Genomic DNA, 20,109 nt, shown 5'->3' on the forward strand with positions numbered 1-20,109 from the left:
CAGCTTTCGGCCCAAAGGGCAGATTGCCGAGCTGCGAGCCTACGTGCGTCAGCGCGAGCGTCTGCTGGAGTACGCGGCCTCACACATCCAGCATATGCAGAAGGCCTTGACGGAGACGTATCTTCAGCTGCACCACGTCGTCGCCGACATCACCGGCGCGACCGGCCTGCGTATCATACGCGCGATTCTTGCCGGCGAGCGCGATCCTGAGGCGCTGGCGTGCTTGCACCATTACAGTTGCCACTCCAGCGCCAAGACGATCGCGAAGGCGCTCACCGGAAGCTACCGCGCCGAGCATCTGTTTGCGCTCGAGCAGGCACTTGCGCTTTACGACGTCTACCACGAGAAGGCATCTGCCTGCGACGCCCGGATCGAAGCCGTGTTGAAGGAACTCAGCATCCATCGCGGTCATTGCCATGGATCAGCGCCGCGGGCCTCGCGGCGTCGGAATCGAACCGATCAGGTGAACGCTCTAGCTTTCGACGTCCGCGAGGCGCTGTTCGCGTTGCTCGGAAAGGACATCACCACGATCGACGGCCTCGGTCCTTACCTCTCGCTGAAGCTGATCGCTGAATGCGGCGACGACCTCTCCTCGTGGCCAAGTGCAAAGCATTTTACCTCCTGGCTGGGACTGGCGCCGAGCAACAAGGTCTCCGGCGGCAAAATGCTCTCGTCCCGAACGCGCCGATCCGGCGGCCGGGCGGCGGCACTTCTGCGCCTTGCTGCCGTGACCGTGGGTCGTACAGACACCGCGCTCGGCGCCTTTTATAGACGGCTCTCAGCGCGCATCGGCAAGGCCAAGGCCGTGACCGCCACGGCCCGCAAGATCGCAGTTCTGTTCTACAATGCTGTGAGATACGGAATGGACTATGTCGATCCCGGGGCCTCGTCCTACGAGACGCGTTACCGGACGCGAGTGCTCAACAATTTGCATCGGCGTGCCAAGGCATTCGGCTTTGTTCTCCAGCCCTTGGAGCCGAAAGTAGGTGCTGCCGTTTCTTAGGAATCATTCTCCAGCGTCAGCTCCCCGGTCTTGGCATGCAGCGACTTCACATCGGTCGCAGGCGTGGCCGGCACAGCGCTCCCACGTCCAAAAACTCCGGAAGCGCCACCCTCCAGCTGCGCCTTCCACGCCGTAATCTGATTGGGGTGCACTCGAACTGCTCGGCAAGCTGGGCTATCGTCCGCCGCCCTTGACGGCGGCAAGCGCCACCTTCGTCTTGAAGGCCGGTGAGTGGTTCCGGCGCGTGCTCGTCTGCTCATCGTCGCTCCTGATTCGCAGGCACTAGCGTGCCCGCTGCCAGGCAGAAACTCCACTCATCGACCTGTTCAAATTTGCGGACCCGGCTCTGTTGGTTGTGTCTGGGGTAGTCGAGCGCCGGATTAGGCCATTCGATTCGGATGTGCTTGGTCCGGGCCAAGAACCCGCAATCGAGATCGTGTAGGCCGCTTAACGAACAAGCCTCCTGTGAGCCTGCAAACGAGGGGTGTCTTACTTTTCGAGAAGGGTCGTTTCGACGACTGCCGAGACCCTGAGGATTAGGCCCTTCACCGTTGTGGACCTCGACCACAATGCATCCCTCTGACCCTCGGTACGTCAAGTCCTTAACTGCTTGATCGACCGAGCGCTTCCTTCCATGCGATGGTAGTGCTTGGCAGTTCCTCGCCAGCGTCGTCTCTAAGGATGCCACTAGCATCGTGGAAATCGAAATAGAACCTTACATCAGCCGATCCACTTCAGAGCGGCCAGACAATGAACGTATTTGGATGTCCGTCTGTCAATTGGCCGACCAAGAACACGAACTAAGATGCCGAAAAACCCGACACGAATGCCGGGCTGATCGCAAATATACTTCGAGGATCGATAATGCGGATAGCAGACCAGCATCTGCTCGCGCCGTCTTCGCACTATGAGGGCGAGATCATAAATCCACTGTGTACCGGTGGGCCAGAGGAAGCGGCAATCGGTGATCCAATAGAAACCACGATTCAAAGTCAGCGCGGCCACAATGAGATTGGAACAGGATCGATGCGTGTGACAAGTAAGCTTAGCCAAAATGATGAGATTACCCGACAGCAGCATCGTCTTCCGAATCGAACGGGAAGGCGGAGCGAACCCTTAAGTAGCCTCGCATTACTGGATTCTCGCTCGCCAATAACTGTGATTTACGGATCAAGTGACGGCTCTGAGGGCAAGCCTGCTCGCCAGCAGTTGGAAACGCAGGACGAGGAGCCCCGCGTAGATGGCTGTCCCGATTGACAAGCCAATCCAGATACCAATCGCGCCAAGCCCGATCTTCAGACCAAGCACGTAGCCAAGTGAGAAGCCGATCAGCCAATAAGCAATACCGACGAATAGAAGCGGCACCCGAGTGTCCTTCAGTCCCCGCAGACCACCCGCCGCAATGCTCTGCGCGGCATCAGTGACAAAAAAGCTCGCGGCGACCATAAGGAGCTTTGTAGTCAGTCCGATCGTCGCGTCGGCATCTCCGGCCGATTTGTCCAGAAATACCTCGGCGATCTCAAAACGCGCGGCGATCACCGCAACCGTCAGCAATGCAGCGATTACGATACCGAGCAGCATCGCGACCAGGCCTGCCCGCTTGATGCCGGGACCGTCGTTGCGGCCGACTGCATGGCCAACGCGCACGGCCGCCGCCATGCTGATGCCGAAAGGGATCATGGATATAATCACGGTGATCTGAAGCGCGATTTGATGAGCAGCGAGTGCGCTTGTGCTGATCAGGCCTGCCAGGAGCGCGGCAGCCGACAAAACTCCGTACTGCATGAGGGAGGCGATTGAGATCGGAGTTCCGATCACGATCAGCTGTCGCAAGAAGGGCCAATCGAATTGCCAGAGATCTGCAAGCACGTGGTAGTCACGGAAAGGGCGACGCATTGTGGCGAACCACAAACCGGCCAGGAACATCGCACAGTTCACCAGCGTGCTCGCAAGCGCCGCCCCGAACAGCTCAAGTCGCGGCAGCCCGAGCTTCCCATAGACCAGCAGATACACGAGAAGGGCGTTGAGGGGGATGGCCGCCAGCGTGATCCACAAGATCGGCTCCGGCCGGTTGACCGCGCCCATGAAGTTACGGATGACCTGAAGCCATAACGCCGGCACCACGCCCAAGGCCAGTCCGAACAGATATTGCTGGGCGAGCCGCGCCGCGTCTGGGGCCTGACCGAAAGCGAGCAGTATTTGCTCTCCGCGAAACGCAAACGCTATGATCGGGAACGATAGCATCAGCGCCGCCCACAGCCCCGTGCGCACCGCGCGCCGTACCATAGCAACCTTCGCGGCCCCATACGCCTGCGCCGCCAAAGGTGCGATCGGCGCCAGCAGGCCCGCGCCGAAGGTGAAGCTGACGAGATAGAGCGTGACGGCCAGCGCGGCCGCGGCGAGCGCCTCAGGCCCGATGTGCCCGATAAAGGCAAGATCTGTCGTCATCATCGCGACCTGCGCAAGCTGGGTCAACACCATCGGCCACGCGAGCTTCGCAGTTTCGCTGAGCTCGATAGTGAGGTGATGGCCAGCCGTCCGTCTCGTCATTCCGTGCCGCAAAGCTGATACCGGTTTTGTTTCGGCTATTTTGTCCATGGAAATCATGCTGTTCGGTTTGCCTCGGCCGCAAACGACGTTTGTTCCACCGAGAAGACGCTCTTCCCCGCCCTGAATTCGCGATAGCCTGCCGATGCGGACTCACGCGCACCCCTTGAGCAGCTCCGCGTCACAGACAAGGCGCGCCATCGGCTTGGATTGCCATTGACCTTGGGGTCTGGCGGCCTGCTCGCAGGCTGATGAGGCCTTGATCAGTGCCTCCGCCAGCGCATCGACTTTTTGGCGCGTGTTGGCGCAAAGAAGACGCGGCAGGTAGCTGGCACGCCGAAACGGTCGGTCATCGGCATCGCGCGATCGGTGCCGGCGCGAACCGCGATCGCGTCGTGGTCGATCACGGTGGCGAAATCGTGCGCGAGCGCGCACTGAGACGGATAGTGGCGTTGGGGCAGCCGAATTCGTACGCGACGCATACGTGAACTGAGAGGCGACAATCTTATGAGCCATCAACTGCGATTCCTTCAGCATCCGATGCTGGGTGACATCTCCTTTTCAAGGCTTGTGCCAGCTGCGAGAGCTTGATTTGTAAAGGCTATTTGCTCAATCGGACGTGTCCTGGGCCCAACGGCATGTCGCAAATCCCACAATCGGCGTCAGAGACGCGCCCAAAGCGCGCAGAAATTCGGCATTTTGCACCGCAGGAATCCCAACAGACGGACGTCGACAAGATCGATATGACATCCTCCCCGAGCTCACCAACGCAGAATCAGCTAAACTGAACTTTCGCATCGAATGGCATTGAAATAAGTACTGCCATCGGGCTCCTGCAGCGCGCGCTCGACCGTGCTGAGAACATTATGATTGTCGACCTCCTGCGTAACGATCTCTCACGCGTTTGCGCTCCGCATTCGGTCGAGCTTCCAGCGTTGTGCCACCTCGTATCCTATGCCTCAGTGCACCACCTCGTCTCGATCGTTACGAGTGACCTTGCAGGAGACAAGTCATCGTTCCCTTACTTCGAGGATGCTTTCCCGGCGGCTCCAGTACGGGTTTGCCAAAGGTGCGATGAAAATTATTATGGAAATCGACAATGTGTGCCACTGACTAAGAACTCAAAAGACCACAGATGAGCACGTCAGCAATTTCGAAAGAGATCTCCGCGACCTTGTCATCGCGGCCGACGACGAAGCTTTGGATGAGGGAGCGGCTCCCAATCAGCGCGGCCTGCGAGTCACCTCCAAGGTGATGAAGAACCTCGGCTACGGTGGATACGTCCTATTCGGTAGCGGGGCTCATCCGATGGTCGCCGAAATCCTTTCCGTCCACTCCTCCAAGTATCGCCAGAAGGATCTAGGGATGGGCGGGGTGCACGGCGGCATCTTTATATTCCGTGATGTATTCGCCCGCATCTACATTCCGTTTGCGTACGGAACGGTGAAGCTTGATCCGTTCACTCTGACCGACTTAACGAAAAACCAGCTCGCGTGGTTGGCTATCAGACCCGCTGACTATCAGGGCTTTTGGATCAGTTTTCGGACACCATGGATTTTTCTGGGACACCTCGCAGCTATAAACGTCCACCCGACACCGCACTTGAGCTCTTCTGGCTTGCGGCCGTCCAACTCCAGGCTGTCGCCGCTACCTTGAGCGCCGCCTTCGACTTTAGAGGCGCAACCAATCAGCCTTAATCGGAGCCGAACGTTCAATTAAAGGCGGTCTCTTGGCTGACGGTGCCACGGAAAAGGAATATAGGCGACACGGACACGACCTCGGAGCGGCGGCGAGCCAATTCAAGGAGCAGCACAGCGCGTTCGATAGCGACCGCGTCTCGCAAATGATTGCGACCCTTCCCCGCTACGTTGAGAATCGTATTCCGCCGACCAGCCTGGACGAGTTGAAACCGGCCACATTGTGATGGGCTGTCAGTACATTGCCGGCGAAGTAATGCGACAGGTCACCGGATACACGATTCGTAGTGCATGGCCGGAGCAATTGCCCCGCGCGTACCCTCCGCGGGCTTGATGAATCCGCCCATCCCGTCCATTCCCATGTAGGGAAATGCAGTAGTTGTTTGTGCGACAACTATTCGCGTGCCACGTCTCGCCGCCTGGCGGCTGACCGTAAAACAGCAGCGATTTGTCCAGAAATTTCTACTGGATTTGAACGCCACTCAGGCGGCGATATTTGGGAAGGCACATATCCCTCTGCGCTCGGCAAGCTGCAGCGAACAACAACTAGCTGCAGGCATTGTTGGGAAAAGACGTCGATGACCCTATGCCGCGGGATGTTTTTCAGCAGCTGAGCAACGAACAGCATCCCCACCTTTCTGAGTACATCATGCTGGTCGAGGGAAAGACCGCACTGAAGGGCACATTTCAAGACGAGACGGAGAGCCATTCAACTCCCCACCAAACTCCCAAGCAGTCTCTCCTCCATTTTCCAACACTTAATGAAGATCCGGAGGGTTACCTGAGGGAGCTGCGCAACCGTTCACTTTCGTTTGTAAAAGCGGCATTTTCCAGAAAGGCTAAATAACGCAGTGTGAAACCCGATTGATAGGAGCAGATATGGAATGGATGGTGTCCTGGGCCTCGTCAGATGATAGGTATGGTCGCTGTAGAATTGCTCCACGAAAGGCGCTTTTCTGGTCTTGGTCAGACAGCGAATGTCATTTTTGCGAATTGAGCCTTCTGGGCAATGCGCCGCCATATCGGCAGCGGCTGGAATCAGCAGCTTTGCATTCCACTGTTGTCGCCCTGGCATCTTCTTTGTCCGACTTTCGCGGGGATCGTTCTGATTATCGCGGCGCGATCGACGATGGCGGGTATACGATGGGCGATTGCTTCCCGCTTCTATTTTCGCGAGAAATTCGTCGGCCAGTAACTTTCGAGGTTTGCAACACAATCCGCCCGGGACCGGACACGTTCAGCGCAGTCGCGACGCGTCCGCTACTTGCCACTTACGGAGTCCCGCTAGGTCGACCTGGAGCCCGTTCGCCTTCAAGAACCGAATTAGGAAGATGTTCAAAGTAATCGGGATAGACAATCTTGGGATCACGCCGTGCGAAGGCTTCTCGAAATTCGACCTCAAACGCCGGCAGCAATTTCGCCATAGACGTGAAAATGATCGGACGACATACCGACGTGAGCGCTTGCTGGTACCGGCCCTAGGTCAGGTAGGCCCGCTCATCATCACTGCCGGCTACGCCGTATTCCAGACCGCCAACAACACAGTCGTCATGGCCGATATCCGCGCCAAAGAAAGAGGTGTGATTTCAGGGATGCTTTACCTGTCCCGGCGTCGGCGGCATCACGCTGGTCGACGACGAGGAGCAGGACGAAACGAATCGCAACCGCTTCGTCGGCGCAAGACATGACGATCCTGTGCCTGGCAGTCCGAAAATCGAACTGGCCGCGCGTCTCGTGCGCGAGATCGATCCCACCATTCGCGTCACGCCGGTGAGGGCAAGCCTGATTAGCAAGGAAGCGTTCGCTGCCGTGAGTCAGGCCGATTGGGTGTTTGGCTGCTTTGATGAGGATGGCCCGCGATCAATCCTGAACGAGCTCTGCGCGGCCTATGCAAAGGACTATGTCGATATCGCATCAGACGTGCCGGAAGCAGGCGTATACGGCGGGCGCATCTGCGTCGCGTGGCAGGGCGGCGGCTGCCTGCACTGCCTCGACGTGCTCGATCCTCGCGATGTCGAGGCATATCTGAGCACGGACACCGAGAAGGCGGGCCGCGCCGCGATCTATGGCGTGCCGGTAGATGCGCTGCGCGAGACCGGGCCTTCAGTGTCCCCCATCAATGGCGTCGTCGCCGCGCTCGCCGCAACCGAGTTCATGGTCGCAGTCACCGGTATGAGAGAGCCGCAGCGCCTTATCAACTACTACGGCCACGTACCCAAACTCACTACGGCGAAGCCGAAGCCGGACTGCTATTATTGCACCGCCATTCGCGGCAAGCCGGAAGATGCCGATGCCGAGCGTTTCCTGCGCATGCCGCAGCTTCGTGAGCAGCGGCTGAAGAAGGTGCGGTAGTGCAGCTCTGTGGGCCTTGCCCACGCGGGCGCAAGATGATGATCTTCAGCGCGACTTATGCTGAGAATAGCGCCATATTCGCCGCATCGCATGCGGAGAATGCCAAAGCGGCCAATCATCCGGCCAATATTAGGTCCATAAGAAGGTCTGGAACATGGCGTAAGTTGCTGCTATCGTTGTAAAATGAGCGTCATAAAACAGGACAAAGAACCGGCCAAATCAGCGGTCCCACACCGGGGCGAGAGCACCGGCCTGATGGAACCGATGCTGGTATCGGAGAGTTCCAGCCGCCGGACCCAGCTCGCAGACTTGACGGTAGAGCTGGCGGCAAAGTCAGCCGCTTTCAAGCACAGCCTGCCGAACGGCGTCATCACCTCGCTGGCCAAGTTGGTGCGCTCGATGAATTGCTACTACAGCAACCTGATCGAGGGCCACGATACGCATCCGGTCGACATCGAACGCGCCCTCAACAACGACTATAGCGCCGATCCCAAGAAACGCGACCTGCAGAAGGAAGCTATCGCCCATATCGCTGTGCAGGAGTGGATCGATGAAGGAGGCCTGAACGGGCGCGCCACAACGCAGGAAGGCATCATCGAAGTTCACCGCCGCTTCTGCGAGCTGCTTCCCGAAGAACTGCTCTGGGTCGAAAATCCAGACACCAAGGAACGCATCCAGGTCATCGCCGGCAAACTGCGCGACCGCGACGTGGCGGTAGGCCGCCATGTGCCGGTCAGTCCTGGCGCGCTCCCACGCTTCCTGACGCGCTGCGAAGAAGCCTACGCAAAGCTCGGCAAGACCGACGCGATCATTGCCTCGGCCTGCGCTCACCACCGCCTGCTCTGGATTCACCCGTTCCTTGACGGCAATGGCCGTGTCGCCCGGCTCATGTCCTATGCCATGCAGCGGGAAACGCTCGATACCGGCGGCATATGGTCGATTGCGCGCGGCCTTGCCCGCAACGAGGCGGCCTACAAGCAACACCTTACTGCGTGCGACATGCAGCGCCGCAATGATCTCGACGGACGCGGCACGCTGAGTGAAGAAGCGTTGGCGGAATTCGCGATCTTCTTCCTTCAGACCTGCATCGATCAGGTAGCCTTCATGCAAGGCCTCGTGCAGCCTGATCAGCTGCGCAACCGCATCCTGATCTGGGCCGAAGAAGAAACGCGCGCCAACCGCCTGCCCCAAAAATCCGGTGCGGTGCTGGAAGCGCTTTTATTCCGGGGTGAGTTGCCACGCGGCGATGTCACAACGCTGCTGCAAACAAGCGAGCGCAGTGCCCGCAGGGTCACATCGGCCTTGCTTGATGCCGAAGTGCTGACCTCCGAAAGCCCGCGCGCGCCGCTCTATCTTGCCTTCCCTGCTCGCCTCGCGTCCCGCTGGATGCCGGGGCTATTTCCGGGATAAGCGTTAAGTTAAAGCGACATGACGAAGGATTTTTTTGCATACATACGTAGAGAACGGAAAAAGATACTTGCCAAACATGGTGGCGCAATTTGCTTTTTGCGGAAAATTGGCGACCGAAAATGAGCAGCTCTCTTTGCTGGAGAAGATGCTCATGACTTTGCAACGGCAGAGCCCGACGAGCGCGACTACGTCCCATAGCAAGCGCATACTCGTTGCTCATCGGCGAAAAGAAACGGCAGCAACTCTCAGCTTATTTCACACCTCCTGTTCTGTCGCAGGCCTGTGATGGAAGCCCGCGCACACATACTGGGTCGATTTGACCATAAAATAGTATTGGACCCAGCCTGCGGCGGCGGATCGTTTATCACACCTATCGTACGCCATCTGGTTAGTAAGAGTATTGAGCGTGGTTGTTCGGTGGAAAACGCCTGCAAAGCGCAGCGTGCATGGAATTGAGATCGATGCAGGTCTCGCGACGTTGTCGCACGCATTGCTTCGCAAAATGCTGGCTCGCGAATACGGGTTCAAGATTAGAGGGCGGCTAGGCGTAGTGCACTGTGGGACGCGCTGAATGAAATCCCCAATAATCGTTTTATCTGTAGCGCAGCCTTGATGCGGTTGCCTCACAACATCTCTCCTATCTCGTGACCGAGTTCGGCAAGGCGCACACGGCAAACGGCTTTGGCAACAAGTTCAAGGACTAGTGCCGTCAGGCCGATCTGCCCCACTGCTCGGCACATGATCTGCGCAAGGCGGCGCCTGCCCGTCTTGCCGAACGCGGCGCAACCGCGCACGAGATCATGGCGATCACTGGCCACCAGAGTCTTGAAGAGGTCGAGCGCTACACACGCGCCGCGCAGCGCCGCAGGCTCGCCGACTCCGGAATGGAAAAGCTCAGAAAGTGAACATCATTGTCCCCCCAACGGCGAGTGGGACAATTTCCGGCGAATTCTTCAGGAAAATCAGATCAGATTGAAGGATGGCGCTCGCTAGGAACTTATAACCTCATAGATTCAAGTCCTTCTCTGCCAGGTGGGACAATTTCCTTCTTTGTATGGCCGCCCGCCAGCCGTGGCGCCGTCGACCCAGCCCGCCAAGAGCCCGGCAGCCCCCGTTATGCGCCAGCTCCGATAACCTCATTTTATGCATTCTAGCGCACATTATAACCTTGACAAAGCAAATCACTATGGGTAGTTCAGAGGCCGCCCCGGCAACTTCTGGGATGGCGCGCCCGGACAAACGGAACTACTTACCGATTCTGTGAGAAACGACCTGGAGTCCGCGAGTATGATCGAATCACTATCGAAAATCAGCTTGTCTTGCCTGTTTGCCTGTCTGCTCAGGACGTGAATGACTTCGTAAGCAGCGTAGCTAAGGGTATGTATTGATACGGGGTCGCCATCTGCAAACCAAAGCCGAATTGCTGTAGAAAGGTGTCTCCGAGCGGCATCCAGTTTGGTAACGGTCATAAGTTCAGATGAGCTAACATGGCAAAAGCCCCAGAGAGGGAAATTGAGTTTCACCCCGACGCGATGCAGCGCTTTGAGCGCGCCGTGAAGGTGGTGGCGAAAAGCCCGCCGCAGCATCGAGTTTCAAAGAAGACGGCAACACAGAAGCGCCGCGCCACAAAGAAGCCTAAAACTGCAAAAGAGATGATCTGACTCTTTACAGAATCAATACGAATCGTAGTGTCTAGTCTCACTACAAAAAAGCCTCCCCCGAAGGGGAGGCAGTCTTGGCAGAGACAGTTGTTAGGGGCTTGTTTCGCTAAAAGCGGGGCAAGCCCCGACAATGTTCGCGAACAGTTTCCCATTTTCCAAACCTGAAACGACGATACTCGCGTACCGCGACGGGTTGGTTTGTCGGACACCACAGTTTCATTGCACTTCTCCATGCCGGGAATGGTCCCGGTGCCCGAGGCACCCTTGTGCCCCGTGGCCCTAAACAGGGCTGCCGGGTGAAGGGCGGAGAAGGCGCGAATCGGGTGCGCCGATTCGTATTTCTACCACGGAGGGCGCGGACTCCCGAATCCGTTCCCGGTCTGTGCACACCTGTGAACAGGTCAGCGCGTTCGCCAGTATTTAACGAATCGCGGCTTGGGCTACGGCTACGAAATCCAAACCAGAAAGAAGCCCGGCAAGTAGGCCGGGCTTCTGATTACCTACTCGGCTTCTTAGGTGGCGACGGGGGTCTTACCCTAACGCGTTCGGTCTCCGTAGTCCTTGGATGGGTCTCCGCGTATCGCTTCGTGACAAATTGCCCATCCTCGGAATCGCGCCGGACGGTTTTCTTCGGTTCCTTGTCTTTAGAACTCATGGGTTTCTCCAATGGGAATAATAAATTTTGCGGCACATAGACGTGCAGAGCCGGACGTGTGGCAATGCCGGTGCGGCAGTCACGCATTCTGGCTCTACTCAAATGGGGTTGTTTGTTGCTTGGAATGCGAAATGGACGCCGCAAGCATGCATGGCTTTTGCGCATCCCCAGCCCCAGAGAAGGTATAGAATAACCCCCGGCTGAAATATTAGCTTTCCGCGCGCGAGAGTCCACACGGACTTTAACTTGTCCGCCAGTATTTGACGAATTTCGGCTTGGGTTTCGCCAGCTTTGAGCGCCAGCGCAGGAAGCGCAGCGCCTTAAGCTTGAACGTTTTTGCTGTTAGGCCGTCGATAGGTCAGGCGCTTGCCAACGATGCCCCTTGGCGAGTTCGTTGGCGCGGTCGGTATCGTTGACGCCGAGGGCAACGCGGTTGTTGTGGCGGAAATCGAACTCCGCCAGATAACGGTGCAGATGCTTCTCAGCGCAGTGCTGATAGGTGCCGCGCATGCCGCGCTTGAAAACTGAGAAGTAGCTTTCGATGGTCTTCGTCGTGATGACGGTCTCACCCTCGCGGCGAACGTATTCGTCTTCTTGGTGGTTGACCGTATCGTGGCGCGCAAACTCAGTGCCAAGCTTTTTGTAAATCTTCGCTTGGTCTGTCATCAGGTGCGCTTCCTTGGAAATGTTGGCGCGAACGATGGGCGCAACTTCGTCAACGGAAGCCATGGCAACATGAAAGCTGCGGACTTTGCCGGTCTGACGATCAAGCAACGAAAGCACAGTGTTTTATGGGCCGCGCCAGCGCGTTTCTTGGCAACGCCTTTCAAGCGGCCAATGTAAGTTTCGTCGGCTTCTACCGCGCCGCCATTCTCGCCCATCGGCGGCTGCAAGCCACCAACACGCATTGCTTCACGCAAGCGATGCATCAAGAACCACGTCGATTTGTAGCTGATACCGAGCATACGATGCACCTGATAGGCGCTAATGCCTTTCTTGGAGGCGGTCATAAGGAACAGCGCAGCAAGCCACTTGGTCAGCGGGATTTTGGAGCGCTCAAATACCGTGTTCACAGTGACGGTGAACTGCTGACGGCACGCAGGTTCATTGCACTGGTACACGCCGGGACGGTGCGCCTTGCCTTCAAGCTTGGTGATCTTCTCTTGGTCTGCGTTGCCGCAATGCGGGCAAACCCGACCGTTCGCCCAGACGCGGGTTTCAAGCCACTCGCGGGCTGCGGTTTCGTCTTGGAAGATCGGGTTCTTGAGAAGGTCGGTCATAGGGTTGCTCCAATGTTGGAACCCTACCTATGGTCGCTTGCTTTGTCAAGGTTATAATATGCCGTTTTCGAATTCGGGATCGGCGCCGCGTCGTAACGGCCGCGCAGCACTTCCTCAACGAACATCCTGGCAACTCGCCGCGGCGTATCGCGGGTGTACGACGTAATCACCGCGCAGCCCAGTCTCGACACCGGCCAAATTCAGCGCAAGCAGATGGAACTCGCAATGTCGGTCGGAACAAACAACCACTACCGGATTGCCGAGTGCAAGGCAGGCATTTCGTGCAGACGGGGGAAGCGGCAGGCGTACCGAAAAAGCTGGTACAGGAGTCAATCGAAGCTGTCGCCGCTACCGCTGAAGCTGCCCTCGTCAAAATAGAAAACGAATTGCCAATGGGTTTTCCCAGGCCATTCACACGTCAGTCCAAACTGCCGCTATGCAGCGCCTGCGTTCATTGAAATTCCAGTAGCGGCAGATCAAGGATGCTGGAGGCCCGGCAGCATCAGTCGCAAGGCTGGCCGCTAATCGCTCGACGAGTCAAAGACATTCGCGAACCGCGCTCTCCTGTTATCGACCGTGTTCCCCTTTTTTGCCGTGCGCTCGTTCTCCAGCGTGATAGCCTGGCGCAGGCGCTGATGCGCAACACGTCCTTCCGCTATCCGTTCAGGGCGACCGGGGGGTGTGCAATGATCCACCGGCCTCGTTGCCTTGATCGGGCGGTCCTTCGTCATTGCGTGGAGGTGGCACGCGCGCAAAGCTAAGGGCGATGCGGTGCACCCAAAAAGTCTGCCTCGCCGTGGCAACCTCGCAGTAAAGTCAGGCACCGCACTTGCAGGTGCCAAAAGCGCGTTGTGCCGATCATGAATCGTCCTACCACGGATTACGCTTCTTTCGCGCGGGAAGTGTTGTGTTCAAAGTCAAAGTCGGGAAACCTTGTAACAAGCGCGGTCTTCAAAAACTTGATGTGCCCGATCGCCACTCCTAACTCGTTCAATCGCCGCTGCCCTTCTGCGATCTCAGTGCCGAGCAAATTCTGATAATGATTGTCCTGCGGGTCGCGCGTTAGGTACTCATCGGAATCATTGCCCAACGTTACTGCGGCGCGGGCTAAGGCATCATCGATACGTGATTTCAGGCCAGCTTGCTCAGCCTTTGCCCCCTCCAGCGCATCCTCTATCGACCGAAAAATGCGTGTAGCGCGAGCGCGATCAGTTTTGCAGTCTCGGCCTGCCGACCGCACCTTGAAGTAGTGATTAGCACGCACCTTTAAGGATGATTGAAACACCTTCAAGTATGATTGAAACATCTTCGCACTTCTCCAGGGTGGTTAGCGGGATCAATAACGCCGATCTCTCACTTCGGATCCCCGGAGCGGCCATTTGGCTGTGAGTGATTTTTGTCAGAATTGGGCGCGATGCAGCGGCGACAAAAGATTACCCTGGGGGAAATGCGTCATTAGTGCGTCAGTCCGGCCTCACTGGGTCCTAGTCTATTACGGTGACTACGGTGGTGCCTCAGCTCGAATTTGTCGCCCCTTCCGGGCCTCAGCGTCTTCGGCCATTTGCAGCCAGTCACCCGCAACCTTTGTCTTTTGTGTGGGCCGCCTTCTTGCAATGCTGGCGACAATTTGCTGGGGTCGTTTAGACACTCGCTGGATCGGTGGAATGGCCCTGCACTTCAGCCGCATTGCTCCCGTGACAGAGGAGCTAGAGATTTGGAGCGCGTGCGAGCGCGACTTCTCATTCGTCATCAGCAATGAGAGTAGGAGCGGTCCTGGCCTCCACGGACAGCCGGGCTTTGTAGCTTCTTGGCGCCCCATCAACCTCAACAGGCCGGCCAGCAGGGTGGGCGGATCACCCTTTAAGACGTTCGCCGAAGCCGAGCAGGCCTGTGAGGCCATGCTGGTGCACCTGACCAACTAGACAGAGACAAGGCCAGCTGAGATTCGCTACCACCTCGGACCAGAGCCTGTTGGCTCTTCCGCGTGGACCACCCTCACAATCAGCTGATCTCTGCTGTGGGTCTTGGTTGTATGAAAACGCCCTGATTGCCCGCGATTTCAGCGGTCAACCGGCGTCCAAAATTGCATTTCGATCCCAATCGATGGCTTTCACGTCGCGCGCTGTTTCATCTTTGATCACGAAGCCAAGGCTCGCCTCCAAGATAGGGCCATGATCATCGCGAACTTCAACTGCCATGCGGTGCTGCGGCCCGCCTCTGACCCATTCGCGGGCCATCTCCGAGAGCGCAGTGGTCGCCTCTTGCCGCGCAGACTCGATGTTCGGCAGCTCCACACCTTCATCATCGTGGATGAATTGGCTGCCGTCGCGGATATCAAAATAGTACCTCTTCATCGAGCACACTGTCGAACAGTTCTTGCAGCTCCAGATCGATCTTGTTGCCGCCCTTGAGGTGCTGCTGCATGGCCCACCGCCTCAAATCGAAACAGCCAGCGGCGGTCTCGTTCCCGGCGTGCCCTGAAGTGGTCCAGGCGCTTCTTGAAGCACAGCGCCGCCCGCCATGAGTAGTACCTGATCGGGCCAAACTTTCCGCCACATGCGGCGCAGCTTGTCGCTGCTGGGCGACACTCAAACCGTTTGCGGCAATCGTACATCTTCATCTTCTTTGGGCCCACCCTGGGAGTGGAACTCCGGAGTCGCTGACTCACTGTGCGTACACAGGTGAACTTCGGCTCCAGGATCGTAGTGATCCGCCAATCTTACCGCAGGTAAGGGCGGCGGGCGCAAAGTTAGACTCTCATGTGCAGCATCCCGAGCAACGTCGCGCTCGCATCCGACAGAAAGCTGTTGAGAAAGCTGTTGCTGCGTGCGCTCATTCAGCTTGAGCCTTCATCCGGCCGACCGGACCCGGGCTCTCGACCGGGTACCGCGCACAAACAAAAACTTACCTCGTCATAAAAGAAGAAAACTAGCCAACTTCTGCTTGGTACCGCATATATCGGGCGAATTTTCTTACTTCGAGCTGAAATTCTTCGAAGAAATCGAGATTGGCTCGGCCTCGGGGCAAGCCGACGTGCAACCAGTGAGTCGAGCTGAGGCCAGCCGGTCTGAGTGAGGGACAAGAACAAATTCGCCGACGAGAACCGAACTTCAGGAGATGAAGATGACCCGCCTGCTTTTCGCCATTGCATAGGCTAGCCTAATTTTAGTGTTGGCGGTTTCGAGCTCGCCTGCGACCGCACGGCAGTATCGCCATAGCGACGTCTCCCCGAGCGGACCGTATGATCGCTACTGCTTGCAGAGACGGATCTGGGGCTACCCAGGCAATTGCCAATTCGCAACCCGCGGACAGTGCGTGGCAAGTGCTTCAGGTACTGACGCCTATTGCGGCATCAACCCGGCCTACGCCTTCGCGCGGCGACCGCGCCTATCGCGATGAATGGTCTCCGTACTAGGGTCTGTTGAGATTCAGTATTCACAGATTGGAATGTCCGTGATTCAAGCTCCGAAAGGAGCTTGGCATGCACCGATTCGTTTTGACGGACGCCCAGTGGGCGAAGATGGAGTCGCTTTGTTTGGGCAAGGCCACGAACCCCGGCCGCACAGGGGGTGACAACCGTTTGTTTCTCGAAGCTGTGCTTTGGATCGCGCGCACGGGCAGCCCATGGAGGGATCTGCCGCCGACGTTCGGCAACTGGAATACGGTGTTCAAGCGCTATTGTGATTGGGTGAAGGCCGGCGTTTTCAAGCGGATTTTCGATGCTGTATCGGATGATCCAGACATGGAGTTTGCGATGGTCCACGCGACAATCGTCAAAGTTCATCGTCAGGGGCAGGGAGCAAAAGGGGGACCAAAAATCAGGCCATCGGCAAATCGAAGGGCGGCTGGACCACCAAAATCCTCGCGCTGACCGACGCGCTTGGGAACTTGGTGCGGTTCATCCTGCTCCCTCGCCATCGCTTTGACACAGTCGGCGTCGCGCCTCTGATCAAAGACATCGAATTCGGCGGCTTGATCGCCGACAAGGCTTTTGATTCCAACTGGATCATCGAAGACCTGAACGCACGCAAGGCCAAGATCGTCATCTCGCAGCATCAAAGGCGCCCAGCCTCTCAACATCGACAAGGACATTTACAAATGGCGCCACCTGATCGAGAATTTCTTCGGCAAGCTGAAGGAATTCAAACGCATAGCGATGCGATGCGACAAGACAGACGGCAGCTTCGAAGCGATGATCTACCTCGCTACCGCCGTCATCCATTCCAGGTGAATCTCAACAGACCTTAGGCTGCGGGATCTGGCGCAGACCAGATGGGAGATGCGCGCATTGAGAGCCCGCCGGTCGGACCGGCGGGCTTGAACTCATCCGACCCTTAGATTTTCCGCAGACGTTTTGCCCCGGGTGCTCATTTCTTCGTAGCTCACCTTGGCGCCCTCATTAAGGTTGCTCAGGCCCGCTTTTTCAACGGCCGAGATGTGCACGAAGACATCCTTGCCGCCGTTGTCAGGTTGAATAAACCCATATCCCTTAGTCGCGTTAAACCACTTTACCGTACCTGTCGCCACTATCCGTTCTCCCGTGAAGTAAGAGCCGCATCCTACAGCGGTAACGCAATCCCCGGCAAGGCAAACCCCGCCGGCGTGAACCGGCGGGCTTGTTTCCTTCAACCCAGGCCCGCCTGATGGAAGTCTTGCGGACCGACTTGCTCGGTCAGGCCGTCATAGTCGCCGATGCCGGACTCCGCATAGTCTTGCTCAGCGTCGGGCCGGCCACCCGCAGCCCATTGCTTGAGTTGTCATACTGGTCGAGCCTGCCACTCGTCGTCGGCTCTGTCAAAAAAGCGATTCCTATCGCTGAGTTCGGCTCCGCGCGGTCTCCAACATTGCCGTTGTGGGGGAATCGGCCGCTTGAACGATCCGGATGATCCGGCACGCAATTCGAGGAATCGATCGAAAGGTCCGCGCGAGATGCACGGACAATCCTGGTGAAATAAAAGATTGCGACCTGACAGTTCTTCTTAACGGAGCGCATGATCATGAAATAATGCCCGTTAATCCGGATGAATCATGATGTCCATGGTATCGTCACTATCCTCGAACGGATCGGGAAACCGATTTTCCTCTACCAGCTTCACACCGCACAGGCAGACGTCGCCGCCGATCACGGCCAGCGCGACCGGCTCAAGGGCTTTCCTATTGCAGGGGCCATCGATGCAAAACCCGCTGCCGATCTCGAAGGTCGCCCCGTGCCGGCCACATCTGAGAAAGGAGCGGTCCGGCGAGAAAAACTTGCCGGAGCCGATGTTGAGCCAGACGCCGTCATGCGGGCAGCGGTTGACATAACCGAGATAGTCGTTGCAGAAGGTCCGCACCACGACAATCGGAAACGGCCGGCTCTCGCCGCTGTCATCGATCCGCGACAGGCTGAAACCCTTAGCGTCACCCGGCTCGATGGCCTCGGCGGGACAGACGGCGAAGACCACGATCTCTTGGCTGGCCATATCGCGGATACTTTCTTTGGTCATGCTATCGTCGCGAATGTATGGATTGCGACCCGGGTCAGCCGAGACACGCCGTGATCATTAGATAGCGGCCGATAGGCATCGCCTGCGCTTTCGCTGACAAAATCATGCCGATGGTACGGCAACAGCTCTGCCGGGCTCCGGCCGGAAGCTCGACCACTCCCGTTCGAAGAACAATGATTTGTTAGGGATCTTTGTGCCTTCCCACCCGCTAAGGTCAAGCTTGAAAAAACCCGAGCCGAAGCCCCAAGAGCTCAATGATCATGTTTCCTGATCCGAGCACCTTGCAGGGCCGGCGTGCCGAAACTTAGAGCCAACGTCCACGATCGTTGAGCTTTCTCATTCTCTTTGCGCGGGTTCCCTTGCGGCCTTGCTGGACCAAGAATGGCAGGAGTCCGAATTTGGCCTGTCCTTGCATGACTGTTGAAGGGCAATCTCGGGGCCCAGCGCCGCCGCCAAGAGTGACGTGGCCTCAATGACCTCGATCATTTTGCCATACGGCAAGATTCTGACTTTCGACATTCGCTCCTCCTTTTGCGCGTAATGAGGGCGCCGGGGCTCTAATAGATGGCTGCGCCCGCGCCTATATTGATGGACGCGTCCTTCATCGTCTCCACAATGAACTCGATCTGGTTGTCGGTGAGATGGGTGTGAAACGGCAGCGCCACGGCACGATCGGCGATCTTTTCCGTGACCAGTAAATCACCATATCGATAGCCAATCTCAAAATAGTGACGCTGCAAATGCATCGGATGGCAATAGGCGGCGGCCTCGACATGCTCAATGCGCAGATCATCGACAATGGCGTCACGGCTGGAGCGCGTGAAGCGCGTTCCAAGATGGACGAGATAGAGGAACCAGTTCACCTCGGTCACATCGGGACCGATATAGGGCGGCTTGATGCCCTCGAATGATTGGATATGTGGATTGTAGAGCTGCTCGATGAGCCGGCGCCGCTCCAGGATTTCATCGAGGCGCTTCAGCTGCGCAAGGCCATGTAAGATCGCTCATGCCGGCCTGGTAAGGCGCTGCGCTACTGACGACGACGGAGGAGCGGTTATCCAGCCGATGCGCGCGATGGCGAAGCAAGCCAACGGCAATGTCGATATCGTCGGTCACCACCATGCCGCCCTCGCCGCAGGTCAGGGCCAGAGGCTGGGCAAAGTCGAACACGGCGATATCGCCAAAGCGGCCGACGAGTTCGCCCTTGTATCTCGATCCGATCGCCTCGGTGGAATCCTCCAGTAGCATCAGCTGATGGCGCTGCGCGATCGCGCGCAGCTCCGACCATGGCGCCGGATTGCCATTGGGAATGCCGGCAACAATCGCCCGTGTGTTGGCCGCGATCCGCTCTTCGACCTTCGCCGGAACCAATGCTCCCGACCAATAGTCGACGTCGGCAAATACGGTGCGCGCGCCCGTGAGACTGATAGCATGCACCGTCTCGCGAAACGAATACGGTGAGGCGATCACATCCTGCCCCGGCCCGATGCCGAGGGCCTTTAGCGCAAGCAGAAGCCCGATGGTGCCGCTCGGGACGGCAACGGCATATTTCCGGCCGAGATAGGCGGCAAAGGCTTTCTCGAAGGTTTCAGTCACCGGCCCGTTCGAGACCCGCGGCGAACACAGCAGCGTTTCCACGGCAGAGAGCTCGGCGAAGGTGACATCCGGATCGGACATCCGAATGAAAGATACGTCCGCGTTGACCGCGTTCGCATCGTGATCCTTTGCGAGAGCAACGCTAGTCATCGTCAAGTACTCCTTGCCGCCAGCACGATGCCAGTCGCGCGCGCTAGATCGGCGGTGATCTGCACACAATGAGCGGAGCCATCGATCAGATGCAGGTCGAATCGTGGAAAACTGCGGAACGGCGGCTCCGTCATGTCGGACGCGTCACAGCGCGTGCAGGCGAGCTGTGGAAAGCGGCGCCGCACCTCGGCGAACGCGCTTGCATCGGCATCAGCTGCCGCAAGCAGCCGTTCGATTTCGATAAGTTCGTCGGTGCCGAGCGCCATCGCGAC

The 20,109-nt window shown here is 57.7% G+C and carries 15 protein-coding genes and 6 pseudogenes; 11 read left to right on the forward strand and 10 right to left on the reverse strand.

Features of this window, described 5'->3' with window-relative positions:
* The coding region (locus tag IVA95_RS03915) for a transposase (protein ID WP_247509309.1) at nt 1-1,003 on the forward strand (1,003 nt) is incomplete at its 5' end.
* A gap of 2 nt (nt 1,004-1,005) precedes the next feature.
* Here the strand turns inward: IVA95_RS03915 and IVA95_RS03920 are convergent.
* The 3 genes and pseudogenes from IVA95_RS03920 to IVA95_RS03930 all read right to left on the reverse strand — a co-directional run.
* A pseudogene (locus IVA95_RS03920) lies at nt 1,006-1,276 on the reverse strand (transposase); the annotation flags it as partial.
* A gap of 897 nt (nt 1,277-2,173) precedes the next feature.
* Nucleotides 2,174-3,601 (reverse strand): MATE family efflux transporter, encoded by a 1,428-nt coding sequence (locus IVA95_RS03925; protein WP_247509310.1) that lies wholly within the window; start codon nt 3,599-3,601, stop codon nt 2,174-2,176.
* A 204-nt stretch (nt 3,602-3,805) separates the two neighbouring features.
* A pseudogene (locus IVA95_RS03930) lies at nt 3,806-3,987 on the reverse strand (aminotransferase class V-fold PLP-dependent enzyme); the annotation flags it as partial.
* 411 nt (nt 3,988-4,398) lie between these two features.
* Between IVA95_RS03930 and IVA95_RS03935 the strand changes: the two are divergent.
* The 8 genes and pseudogenes from IVA95_RS03935 to IVA95_RS03970 form a co-directional block, all read left to right on the forward strand.
* Nucleotides 4,399-4,625, forward strand: a pseudogene (locus IVA95_RS03935) (chorismate-binding protein); the annotation flags it as partial.
* A gap of 125 nt (nt 4,626-4,750) precedes the next feature.
* Nucleotides 4,751-5,206: a hypothetical protein gene (locus IVA95_RS03940; protein ID WP_247509311.1), complete on the forward strand. Its 456-nt coding sequence runs from the start codon at nt 4,751-4,753 to the stop codon at nt 5,204-5,206.
* A 603-nt stretch (nt 5,207-5,809) separates the two neighbouring features.
* The gene (locus IVA95_RS03945; protein WP_247509312.1) at nt 5,810-6,094 is read left to right on the forward strand and encodes a hypothetical protein; all 285 of its coding nucleotides are present in this window, start codon (nt 5,810-5,812) and stop codon (nt 6,092-6,094) included.
* 484 nt (nt 6,095-6,578) lie between these two features.
* Complete coding sequence (locus IVA95_RS03950) at nt 6,579-6,935, forward strand: hypothetical protein (protein ID WP_247509397.1); 357 nt, start codon at nt 6,579-6,581, stop codon at nt 6,933-6,935.
* Nucleotides 6,874-7,599, forward strand: a complete 726-nt coding sequence (locus tag IVA95_RS03955; RefSeq protein ID WP_247509391.1) for a ThiF family adenylyltransferase — start codon at nt 6,874-6,876, stop codon at nt 7,597-7,599. Before IVA95_RS03950 ends, IVA95_RS03955 begins: the two co-directional genes overlap by 62 nt.
* Nucleotides 7,600-7,854: 255 nt before the next feature.
* On the forward strand, nt 7,855-9,009 hold the full coding sequence (locus IVA95_RS03960; protein WP_247509313.1) for a Fic family protein: 1,155 nt from the start codon (nt 7,855-7,857) through the stop codon (nt 9,007-9,009).
* Nucleotides 9,010-9,728: 719 nt separating this feature from the next.
* Nucleotides 9,729-9,914 carry a tyrosine-type recombinase/integrase gene (locus IVA95_RS38715; protein WP_256470148.1) on the forward strand — a complete coding sequence of 62 codons (186 nt, stop codon included), beginning with the start codon at nt 9,729-9,731 and terminating at the stop codon, nt 9,912-9,914.
* 582 nt (nt 9,915-10,496) lie between these two features.
* The gene (locus tag IVA95_RS03970; RefSeq protein ID WP_247509314.1) at nt 10,497-10,670 is read left to right on the forward strand and encodes a hypothetical protein; all 174 of its coding nucleotides are present in this window, start codon (nt 10,497-10,499) and stop codon (nt 10,668-10,670) included.
* A gap of 975 nt (nt 10,671-11,645) precedes the next feature.
* Here the strand turns inward: IVA95_RS03970 and IVA95_RS03975 are convergent.
* The 3 genes and pseudogenes from IVA95_RS03975 to IVA95_RS03990 all read right to left on the reverse strand — a co-directional run bounded on the left by IVA95_RS03975 (nt 11,646) and on the right by IVA95_RS03990 (nt 14,959).
* Nucleotides 11,646-12,605: pseudogene (locus tag IVA95_RS03975) on the reverse strand (IS1595 family transposase).
* Between the two features lie 880 nt (nt 12,606-13,485).
* On the reverse strand, nt 13,486-13,911 hold the full coding sequence (locus IVA95_RS03980; RefSeq protein ID WP_247509315.1) for a hypothetical protein: 426 nt from the start codon (nt 13,909-13,911) through the stop codon (nt 13,486-13,488).
* Nucleotides 13,912-14,671: 760 nt separating this feature from the next.
* Nucleotides 14,672-14,959 (reverse strand): hypothetical protein, encoded by a 288-nt coding sequence (locus tag IVA95_RS03990; protein ID WP_247509317.1) that lies wholly within the window; start codon nt 14,957-14,959, stop codon nt 14,672-14,674.
* 814 nt (nt 14,960-15,773) lie between these two features.
* Here IVA95_RS03990 and IVA95_RS03995 point away from each other — a divergent pair.
* Both IVA95_RS03995 and IVA95_RS04000 read left to right on the forward strand, forming a co-directional pair.
* Nucleotides 15,774-16,004 carry a DUF3551 domain-containing protein gene (locus IVA95_RS03995; protein WP_247509318.1) on the forward strand — a complete coding sequence of 77 codons (231 nt, stop codon included), beginning with the start codon at nt 15,774-15,776 and terminating at the stop codon, nt 16,002-16,004.
* Nucleotides 16,005-16,086: 82 nt separating this feature from the next.
* Nucleotides 16,087-16,836 (forward strand): annotated as a pseudogene (locus IVA95_RS04000) (IS5 family transposase).
* Between the two features lie 92 nt (nt 16,837-16,928).
* On the opposite strand, the gene IVA95_RS04005 reads toward IVA95_RS04000, so the two are convergent.
* From IVA95_RS04005 to IVA95_RS04020, 4 genes and pseudogenes are all read right to left on the reverse strand, one after another.
* On the reverse strand, nt 16,929-17,132 hold the full coding sequence (locus IVA95_RS04005; protein ID WP_247509319.1) for a cold-shock protein: 204 nt from the start codon (nt 17,130-17,132) through the stop codon (nt 16,929-16,931).
* 485 nt (nt 17,133-17,617) lie between these two features.
* Nucleotides 17,618-18,067: a Rieske 2Fe-2S domain-containing protein gene (locus IVA95_RS04010; RefSeq protein ID WP_247509392.1), complete on the reverse strand. Its 450-nt coding sequence runs from the start codon at nt 18,065-18,067 to the stop codon at nt 17,618-17,620.
* 581 nt (nt 18,068-18,648) lie between these two features.
* Nucleotides 18,649-19,837 (reverse strand): annotated as a pseudogene (locus tag IVA95_RS04015) (DegT/DnrJ/EryC1/StrS family aminotransferase).
* Nucleotides 19,838-19,839: 2 nt separating this feature from the next.
* Nucleotides 19,840-20,103, reverse strand: coding sequence for a hypothetical protein (locus IVA95_RS04020; RefSeq protein ID WP_247509320.1), 264 nt, complete (start codon nt 20,101-20,103; stop codon nt 19,840-19,842).
* Between the last annotated feature and the right edge of the window lie 6 nt (nt 20,104-20,109).

The sequence above is a fragment of the Bradyrhizobium sp. 157 genome (genome assembly GCF_023073815.1).
Lineage (GTDB): Bacteria > Pseudomonadota > Alphaproteobacteria > Rhizobiales > Xanthobacteraceae > Bradyrhizobium.

What these genes read in the sequence shown, in the direction of transcription:
- IVA95_RS04020 (WP_247509320.1), bottom strand. Translation starts at nt 20,103, where the DNA reads ATGGCGCTCGGCACCGACGAACTTATCGAAATCGAACGGCTGCTTGCG.
- IVA95_RS03970 (WP_247509314.1), top strand. Translation starts at nt 10,497, where the DNA reads ATGGCAAAAGCCCCAGAGAGGGAAATTGAGTTTCACCCCGACGCGATG.
- IVA95_RS03925 (WP_247509310.1), bottom strand. Translation starts at nt 3,601, where the DNA reads ATGGACAAAATAGCCGAAACAAAACCGGTATCAGCTTTGCGGCACGGA.
- IVA95_RS04010 (WP_247509392.1), bottom strand. Translation starts at nt 18,067, where the DNA reads ATGGCCAGCCAAGAGATCGTGGTCTTCGCCGTCTGTCCCGCCGAGGCC.
- IVA95_RS03950 (WP_247509397.1), top strand. Translation starts at nt 6,579, where the DNA reads ATGTTCAAAGTAATCGGGATAGACAATCTTGGGATCACGCCGTGCGAA.
- IVA95_RS03990 (WP_247509317.1), bottom strand. Translation starts at nt 14,959, where the DNA reads ATGAAGAGGTACTATTTTGATATCCGCGACGGCAGCCAATTCATCCAC.
- IVA95_RS03960 (WP_247509313.1), top strand. Translation starts at nt 7,855, where the DNA reads ATGGAACCGATGCTGGTATCGGAGAGTTCCAGCCGCCGGACCCAGCTC.
- IVA95_RS03980 (WP_247509315.1), bottom strand. Translation starts at nt 13,911, where the DNA reads ATGTTTCAATCATACTTGAAGGTGTTTCAATCATCCTTAAAGGTGCGT.